Below are 8,644 nucleotides of genomic sequence, written 5' to 3'. Positions count from 1 at the left end.
AAAATGTATATCGTTGGCAGAAGAAATTATTTAGACCAATGATCAAAAACTTCATTGATGACTTTATTCTCGATAAAAATCATCTGCTACCACAGAGAATCTATAAATAATACTGCGTAAGTCCTATGTTATTAGAAAATAGTAATGCGGCATTATTTAATTTGGAAAATCCAAATCAGGTTGAGCGTCAATTGGCACGAGATGGTATGTATAGCTATTTTAACTCCGCTGCTAATGCAGAAGATGAGTTGGTGTTTTGCTACCGTGCATCGCAAAGTACATTTTTTTCTATGAGTCAAGCCAGTGCAATTTCCCGTACAGGTTCAAAAACCAAAATTGGGGTAACAGGTTATTGTAAAGCCAATCAGTTTGCGACAGGGCGTTCAGCGGTATTGGCGCAAGTCTATTTAAAGAAAAATATAGACAATGTGGTGCCATTTGCACACGTAGCTCAAAACACCAGTATTGGCTCAAGCAGCTTACCTGTGGTGTCGAACAGTATTAGCGTAACCGTGATTTCAGTCTTGCCAAGTTTTTCTAGTGCAAGTAAAGCAGAAATTGAAGGTTGCTTTAGAGAGCGTGCTGCAAACGTATCACGCTGTTTTGAAGATTTAAATATTCCCTATAACACACAACGCGCAGACTATGTGGTAGGTGGTCAGCCAAAGCTTGTGTCGTAGTTGAACAGCATCAGTGAGGATTAACAAATGAAACAGTTTAATAAAAAAGTTCTTTCTGCCACTGTGTCAATGATGATGACATGGGCAGTGTGTGGAAGTATTCAAACTTCGGTTGCGAGTGATATTGAAATTTATAAGGACGCAACCAAAGGTAAAACCAACATTCTTTTAATGTTGGATACTTCTGGTAGTATGGGTATTAGTTCTTTGGTGTTACCAAAAAACAATGCCTATGGTAGTCCAGGGGACGTCACTGTACCTTTGTGTGATCGAGTTGCTGTACCAGAGTATAACAATACCCGTGGATCAACCTATAATATTTATCAGTGGGCATATAATTTAAAAGACCCTGCCACAAACAGAACAGCGATCAAAAAGACTGTGAATATTGGTGGAACTTCAGTTGATTATTATATGCGTGGCTGCCGCAAGCAAATTAATGGTCAATGGGTACAGGAGTTTGATCGTCTTTCTCGTTTAAAAGATGCAATTATACCTTTATTGGTCAGTAACGAATTGGGACCAAATGTGTTAATGGGTTTGGGGCAATTCTCATCTAAGACTGAACTAACCATTGGTACTGCGACCAATCGTTTAACCGATGGTCACTCTGGGCGTATTTTAGTACCTAATGCACCATTAAATGATGCACAGCGGATTAAAATTGCTCAAGAAATCGCGAATATTAAATCACTCGATACCACGACAAATGAAGATGGCACATCTAATCCAAATTTAAAGTTATCCAGTAATAGTTACCCAAATGTCACTAAGGCTGCAAGTGGTACCCCAACCGTACATGCTTATGCAGAAGCAGGTGCTTATATGATGGGAACCACCACAGGTGGCACGGGTACAAATAGTGGGCAGGTCAATACCATTTACGATGGTTATATGGCCATGCAGAATGGCTCAGCCCAAGCTTATTTTATTTGTGTAGAGGTCGGGACTACAACCACGAATGCTTTGGGGGCAACAGTACAGCAATGTATCAATAATTGGCCTGAGTATGATGGGAACAATAGAACAGTTACTACAGGAACGATAAATGGTGGTGTATTTAAACCCGACTCTACAAGTCCTAATGGCTGGAGACAAATCACGAGTCAGGCGGCATTTAAAAATGAAGTAGGTTCAATGGACTCTGCATGGGAAGTGTTTTCCAAGATGCCCGAAGGCTGGCGTTATGGTGGTTGGATGAAAGTCAATAATGAGCCGATGGATATTGAGCCGATTGTTGGTACAGTGTGGACAGGTTATGCTGGTGGAACAATTGGTATCGTGTCATATCGTACCAGTCCATTTTCTATTAAAAGTGGAACAGTAACGCGACAAGTGACAACGCAAGGATTTCAAAACTGTCCAAGTGGATTTAATGTGTTGTCAAGCTGGACGTCATTATGTGTTCAAAGCGGTAATTGGTGGAGACCTGCTTCGCCGGAGGAAAGACAACAAAACAAATGTTTATCCCCTGTAATGGGGGAGAACCCTATTCCAAATGCACGAAACCCACAGGGTCAAATGCATTATGAAACATATAATATGAATAATAATCGGACTTATATGACAGGAAGTGGGAGCAAAACGCGATGTGAACAAAAAGAGTATGCTGTAGCTCGCCCTTGGGGGGATATAATCACAACAGAAACAGTGATCCAACCAATTGATAATGCTGGTGGTTTTATTTATTCTGTTGATGGGGCAAAAAAAGGCAATCTTTATGCAGCGGGTGGAAGTACTGAAAGTTGTGATGGTAACGGGATTTATTTTTTAACAGACGGTGCGCCAAACTCGACTAAAGACACTATGGCACGTACGATTATGAATCACTCATTATCCAATGGTGCTTATGCGTTTTCGGGCACACCAATGGGTCTCACGCCTGTACCGCTAAAATCGAACCTGTTTGCGGGTGAAACTGGTGGTTGGGAATATATAGGTGCCTACGCGAAAAAATTGCGTAATCGTACGTTATTATCCAACACTCAGAAGAACCCTGCAGATATGAATATCAAAACAGCGGTAGTTGGTTTTGGTTCATCTTTTGCAGGCATTCCTAAAAATGCGAATGGTGCTTATGATTGTAACAGTGCACCAAATCAAGATTCAAAAAATGCCTGTTTGTGGGGTAGTGCAGAATATGGTGATGGTGGATTCTACTATGCTGAAAATTCAGAAGATATTAAAAACAGTATTCTTGATTTTGTAGACAAAGCTGGGGCAGACTTTGAACCTATTGCAACAGGTAGTCCAACTATTCCAGTAGACAGCTTAAATCCAGTTCAGTTGCAGCCATACGGTTATTATGCGGCATTTGAACCAAAACCTCAGGAGAATACCCAGCTTTGGGCTGGGAATTTAAATAAATATAATTTAAGAAATGGCGAATTGGTGGATAAAAACTTACAACGTTTAATTTTAAGTACAGGCGCACTCAATAAAGATGCCGTAGGTTTATGGACCAATGGTGTTAAAGGTCAATTGGCACTTGGAACACTTACTGCTGCAAATGGCGATCTTAGCTCTAAGCGTAAAGTGTTTACTAATCGAATCATTAAAGAAGATCATACCGCAGACTCAGGAAGCAGTTTAGCGCAAGTGAATTTAATGACTTTGTTTGCAGACAATGAGGATATTGCCAAATTCAAGTATGATGCCGATAAAAACTATTGGTTAAATTTCCTAGGTTATGATGTAGGTATTACAGAGAACATTGCGAGTTTAGCTGATTTAACCAGTAAAGCTGAGTACCGAGAGCTTGGAAGTGTGATGCACTCTACGCCAATCATGCTGACCCAAGAAGGAAAAATTACGGTTGCAGATGGTAAGTTGACTACAACGGGCCGTAAAGATTATCTGATGTTTGGTTCTACGCAGGGCGCGTTACATGTGGTGGATGATGAAGGTGAAGAAGTATTTGCTTTTGTACCGCATGAGATGATGAAAAATCAAAAAAATGCATTTATAGGTAGTGGCAAATATACAGGCTCAGGTAAGAACAACTTATTTTATGGCGTAGACGGCCCTTGGACAGCTCACACCCAATATGTTTCAAAAAGTGATGGAACATTAACGGTGAAAGATTCCGGGCGTAAAGCCAGCGATGAAGAAGATGCGCAGAACCTGATAGGTATGCAGTGGGTGTATGGTGGTTTGCGTATGGGTGGCAAAAGTTACTATGCGCTAGACTTAACTGACATTGAAAAGCCTGAATTGAAATTCCATATCAATCCAGATGCAGATAATGCTTCTGCTGCACTCAAACAAATGGGGCAAAGTTGGTCAAAACCGACTCTCGCTTATGTGAATTGGGGAGATACGCGCAAGCTTGTAATGTTTGTCGGTGGTGGTTACGACCCTGTTTATGAAACTTCTAATGCAAACCCAAGCTCGACCAAAGGTAATGGTGTGTATATGTTTGATGCACACAATGGCGATTTACTGTGGTGGGCGAGTGATAGTGAAAAAACAGGTGCCAGCCGGTTTACTCAAAACAATCAGTTAAAATATAGTGTTGTTTCTCAAATTAATGCGATTGACCGTGATGGAGATGGTTTAACAGATCATCTGTATTTTGGTGACTTGGGTGGACAGGCGTTCCGTGTCGACTTTAATAACCGAGCAACAGATACTGCAAAATTTGCAACACGCGTAGTTCGTTTGTTTACAGAGCATCAGGGTTCTGGTCTGAGTCCTCGTTTTTATGAAATGCCGAGTGTTTCTATTCATCAAGATGATGGGAGCTACTTTGCTGCAGTTGCCTTTAGTTCGGGTAACCGTAGTTCGCCATTAGCTGGTTTAAACTCTACTACAGTAAGTGCTAATGATGCCGTATTTGTAGTGTATGACAATGATGTAGCACGTCAGGACTTGTATAAAACAGGCATCACACTATATACCGAAGATGAAAGCTTAACCCAACTTAACTTCGATAGTGGTGTAGCACGTCGTGGGCAAGATAATATATACAATGGTGGTTGGAAAGCTTATTTTGATAGTGCAAAAGCAGGTCGTTATAAAGGCATGAATGAATTATATGCTTTAGATGGCATGCTATACGTCAATGTGTATGATCGTGATGGTACTGGTATTGGCGGAAATTGTGGTGCAGGTGTAGCGGGTGACTCTTATCTGTATCAATATTGTTTACCTACAGGGAAGTGTAGTTTCTATTCAGGCACTGGAAACAAACCAGGTCGGGTAAAACTTGGTGCAGGTATTTTGGGTACAGGTTTGGGCCAGGGTTATGGAAATAATGCAAATACGGTGAGTCTAGTGGTGAATCGTGATGAGCCATCTGCACTGGATTGTAGCTTACCTGCCAATAAAAACTTACCTCAATGCCAGTTGTTTGATACACAGGTAAAACTCAAGCAAATGCGTTGGTATGAGTCGCGTTAAGGGGGGAGTATGCAATTCAAGAAAGGCTTTACCCTAATTGAGCTGATGATTGTGGTCGTTGTGATCGCAATCATTGCAGCCATCGCGATTCCGAGTTATGCCGCATATATTCAGCGTAAAGATCTTGCTTTAGCAAAGCAGGAAGCATTGCGAATAGCGACAGAGCTAGAAAAATTCAAAGCTAAAAACTTCAGCTATAAAGGTTTTGATGCAACCTACTTATATACAGGTTATGCACCATCCACAGGCACTTTAGCAATTCCTGTAGATGGTTCAGATACTAAATTCACCCTTACTTTATTGGATTTAGCCACCAAGAAGCCTTTGTCTATACAAACAGGCGCAGATGGTAATGAAACCGCAGATTCAAGTTCTGTACGTGGTTTAAATTGGGTGATACGGGTTGAACGTGCTAAAACAGGTACAACCTTAAAACAACCACGTAATTATGATTTATTGTTGACTAGTGAAGGTGTACGTTGTCAAACTCGGACTCCAGATATGGTATCAACATATACTTGTGGGACTACAAATAATGAAAACTGGTAATCAAGAGCGCGGATTTACACTGATTGAACTCATGATTGTGGTGGCTGTTATTGCTATTTTGGCTGCAATTGCGATGCCATCCTATACTAGTTATAAAGTCCGTGCCAATCGTGTAGAGGTTCAAACGGAGCTGATGCAACTCGCGCAGCGTTTGCAAAGTTATAAGGCGATGAATCATAGTTATCGAAATGCAACATTGGTGAGTATTGGAGGAAATAGTACATTTCCAAGCCATCAAGCTTTATACAATATTAATTTGGCAATTGATGCATCTAATCAAGCATATACCCTGTCAGCTTTGCCTATTTCAACAGCTGCACAAAAAGGGAATGGTGCCTTAAGTTTAGATCAGTCAGGGCGCCAATGCTGGTTTAAAGGTAAGGATTCACCTTTAACAACAGATACTTGTTCTGCTTGGTCAGAGAAATAAATTCAAACCTGCGGATAAATACGTTTAGATCTTTCATTCAGGGCAAACTTCGCGTAAAATACTGCCCTCTATGAAAGGGGTTTGAGCTGTATCGATGGTCGGTACAGGGATAATCCGTAAAAACTATAAGGTTCTATCATGGTTGTTATTCGTCTTGCACGCGGTGGTGCTAAAAAACGTCCATTCTATCAAATCATTGTGACTGATAGCCGTAACGCACGTGACGGTCGTTTCATCGAACGTATCGGTTTTTTCAACCCTACAGCTCAAGGTAAAGCAGAAAAACTTCGTTTAGATGCTGACCGTTTTGCTCACTGGGTAGCACAAGGTGCTCAACCTTCTGAACGTGTTGCTTCTTTAGCTGCTCAAGCTAAGAAAGCTGCAGCTGCTGCATAATTTTTATATAAATTAGGTAGTAGTTTGCCCATGACACCAACACAGAATGTTCCCGAAGATCGTATTCAGATTGGACAGTTACGTTCAGCTTATGGATTAAATGGGTGGCTCTGGGTCTATTCCAATACAGAACCTATGAGCAACATCTTTGACTATCTGCCTTGGTACATTGAGACCAAAGCAGGTTGGCAAACAGTAGATGTAAAACGTTGGAAACCGCATGGCAAAGGCCTGGTTGTTTCGCTAAAAGGTGTGAGTGATCGTACTGCAGCGGATGAACTGGTTGGCGCAAATGTCTGGATTTCAAAAGCGCAGCTTCCGAAAGCAGGTGTGGACGAGTATTACTGGTCAGATTTAAAAGGCTTAACTGTGTTAGGTCTGAATGAAGAAGACCAGGAAGTCAATCTCGGTAAAATCCATGAACTGTTTGAAACCGGTGCCAATGATGTGATGGTGGTTCACGCAACACCAGATAGCGTTGATGCTGAAGAGCGTATGATTCCATGGCATAAAGATGTGGTACAACGCGTTGATATTGAAGCTGGTCGTATCTACGTCAATTGGGGCGTAGACTACTAACAATTTTTCGGAAATACGGGAGTCTGCGATGTTTTTTGCAGTCATTACGCTTTTTCCTGAAATGTTTGAAGCGATTACAGCCTACGGTATTAGCGGGCGTGCGGCAAAACGTGAAATAGTACAAGTCACTTGTATTAATCCACGCGATTATGCTGAGGGCAACTACAAAAGAGTGGATGAACGTCCATTTGGTGGTGGTCCGGGTATGGTGATGATGGCAGAACCTCTGTCAAAAGCAATCAACCATGCCAAAGAGCTTGCGCAAGAAGCAGGAGCGGTGAACGTGCCTGTGGTGTATATGTCACCGCAAGGTAAAACCTTAAACGAAGCTGCGGTACAAGATTTCGTTCAATATGACGGATTGATTGTACTGTGTGGACGTTATGAAGGGGTCGATGAACGTTTGATCCAGCATTATGTTGATCAGGAATGGTCAATTGGAGATTACGTCTTGTCGGGTGGTGAACTGCCTGCGATGGTTTTATTGGACAGTATTATCCGGAGACTTCCGGGTGCCATGTCAGATGAACAATCTCACGTGCAAGACTCATTTGTGGATGGTCTTCTAGATTGCCCACAATATACCAAGCCAGACCATTTTGAAGGTTTGGAGGTGCCTGAAGTACTTAAATCCGGGCATCATGCCAATATTGAAAAATGGCGGTTTTTGCAGCGCTATCAACGCACCTTGGAACGCAGGCCAGAGCTTGTGGAAAAAGTTGAGCTGACCAGCCAGCAAAAAAAATGGCTACGAGATTTGAATACTTAATCGTATTCGTTAATAGGCTTTTTATGCATTGAAGCGGTCAAGCATAAAAAGAAATATAATCGGGTATATGCGCTTTAGCCTCTATATCCAGTGGAATTCAGACCCTTCTGAGCCACACATTATTGGAGATACCCCATGAGCGGTAAGCATCCTTTAGTACAAGCTGTTGAAAATGCTCAGCTTAAACAAGACATCCCAGCTTTTGCACCAGGTGACACAGTAGTTGTCCAAGTAAAAGTAAAAGAAGGCGACCGTGAACGTCTACAAGCGTTCGAAGGCGTTGTTATTGCTAAGAAAAACCGTGGCTTGAACTCTGCATTCACAGTACGTAAAATTTCTAGCGGTGTTGGTGTTGAGCGTGTATTCCAAACTCACTCACCAATCGTTGCTGGTATCGAAGTGAAACGTCGTGGTGACGTTCGTCGTGCTAAACTTTACTACCTACGCGAATTGTCTGGTAAAGCTGCACGTATTCGTGAAAAATTGCCAGCTCGTAAAACTAAAGCTTAATTTTAAGTTTTATACGAGTAAAAAAAATGCGCCTGTTGGCGCATTTTTTTATGTCTGACATTTCAGTGGTTACAAGCCTTGCTGTTTCAAACGGTTGGCATGCTGGCGGTAGACATCTACCGGGTCTGGTGCAAATAAAGATTTCAAACCAAGGACTTGATTGACTTCATCTAAATGGTTCCAGTTATAGTTATCGCGGATGGTTTGTAAGCGTCCGCTGAACACACCTTCTGAATTCATCCTATAAGCCTTAATTTAGTCCCCACTTAGAAACAAGTGGGGACTTAAATTTATGACTACAAATAATCAGACATCCATCGCATCTCTTGC

Annotated in this window: 7 protein-coding genes and 3 pseudogenes; 9 read left to right on the top strand and 1 reads right to left on the bottom strand. The window is 41.7% G+C overall.

Going from position 1 to position 8,644, the window contains the following annotated elements:
* The 9 genes and pseudogenes from FTU91_RS14705 to rplS form a co-directional block, all read left to right on the top strand.
* Positions 1 to 110, top strand: a pseudogene (locus FTU91_RS14705) (IS701 family transposase); the annotation flags it as partial.
* Between the two features lie 6 nt (positions 111 to 116).
* Positions 117 to 680 (top strand): annotated as a pseudogene (locus FTU91_RS14700) (pilus assembly protein PilX); the annotation flags it as partial.
* A 27-nt stretch (positions 681 to 707) separates the two neighbouring features.
* Entirely contained in the window at positions 708 to 5,081 is a 4,374-nt protein-coding gene (locus FTU91_RS16705) for a pilus assembly protein (protein WP_257221756.1), read from the top strand.
* A 9-nt stretch (positions 5,082 to 5,090) separates the two neighbouring features.
* A complete protein-coding gene (locus FTU91_RS14690; protein ID WP_180082702.1) occupies positions 5,091 to 5,630 on the top strand; it encodes a type IV pilin protein in 540 nt (179 codons plus the stop codon).
* On the top strand, positions 5,617 to 6,060 hold the full coding sequence (locus FTU91_RS14685) for a type IV pilin protein (RefSeq protein ID WP_180082700.1): 444 nt from the start codon (positions 5,617 to 5,619) through the stop codon (positions 6,058 to 6,060). Before FTU91_RS14690 ends, FTU91_RS14685 begins: the two co-directional genes overlap by 14 nt.
* Before the next feature lie 138 nt (positions 6,061 to 6,198).
* Complete coding sequence (gene rpsP, locus FTU91_RS14680) at positions 6,199 to 6,456, top strand: 30S ribosomal protein S16 (RefSeq protein ID WP_092820170.1); 258 nt, start codon at positions 6,199 to 6,201, stop codon at positions 6,454 to 6,456.
* 30 nt (positions 6,457 to 6,486) lie between these two features.
* Positions 6,487 to 7,035, top strand: a complete 549-nt coding sequence (gene rimM / locus FTU91_RS14675; RefSeq protein ID WP_092820169.1) for a ribosome maturation factor RimM — start codon at positions 6,487 to 6,489, stop codon at positions 7,033 to 7,035.
* A gap of 28 nt (positions 7,036 to 7,063) precedes the next feature.
* A complete protein-coding gene (gene trmD, locus FTU91_RS14670) occupies positions 7,064 to 7,804 on the top strand; it encodes a tRNA (guanosine(37)-N1)-methyltransferase TrmD (RefSeq protein WP_180082698.1) in 741 nt (246 codons plus the stop codon).
* Positions 7,805 to 7,939: 135 nt separating this feature from the next.
* Positions 7,940 to 8,314 (top strand): 50S ribosomal protein L19, encoded by a 375-nt coding sequence (rplS, locus tag FTU91_RS14665; RefSeq protein ID WP_086197174.1) that lies wholly within the window; start codon positions 7,940 to 7,942, stop codon positions 8,312 to 8,314.
* A 69-nt stretch (positions 8,315 to 8,383) separates the two neighbouring features.
* On the opposite strand, the pseudogene FTU91_RS14660 reads toward rplS, so the two are convergent.
* Positions 8,384 to 8,521 (bottom strand): annotated as a pseudogene (locus tag FTU91_RS14660) (triacylglycerol lipase); the annotation flags it as partial.
* Positions 8,522 to 8,644: the final 123 nt, after the last annotated feature.

The sequence above is a fragment of the Acinetobacter sp. YH12201 genome, assembly GCF_013418145.1.
Taxonomy (GTDB): Bacteria; Pseudomonadota; Gammaproteobacteria; order Pseudomonadales; family Moraxellaceae; genus Acinetobacter.
This window is presented reverse-complemented; position numbering and strand designations above follow the sequence as displayed.

Bases quoted from the DNA above. Each gene is read 5' to 3' on its own strand.
- FTU91_RS16705 (WP_257221756.1), top strand. From the start codon at position 708: ATGAAACAGTTTAATAAAAAAGTTCTTTCTGCCACTGTGTCAATGATG.
- FTU91_RS14690 (WP_180082702.1), top strand. From the start codon at position 5,091: ATGCAATTCAAGAAAGGCTTTACCCTAATTGAGCTGATGATTGTGGTC.
- FTU91_RS14685 (WP_180082700.1), top strand. From the start codon at position 5,617: ATGAAAACTGGTAATCAAGAGCGCGGATTTACACTGATTGAACTCATG.
- rpsP (WP_092820170.1), top strand. From the start codon at position 6,199: ATGGTTGTTATTCGTCTTGCACGCGGTGGTGCTAAAAAACGTCCATTC.
- rimM (WP_092820169.1), top strand. From the start codon at position 6,487: ATGACACCAACACAGAATGTTCCCGAAGATCGTATTCAGATTGGACAG.
- trmD (WP_180082698.1), top strand. From the start codon at position 7,064: ATGTTTTTTGCAGTCATTACGCTTTTTCCTGAAATGTTTGAAGCGATT.
- rplS (WP_086197174.1), top strand. From the start codon at position 7,940: ATGAGCGGTAAGCATCCTTTAGTACAAGCTGTTGAAAATGCTCAGCTT.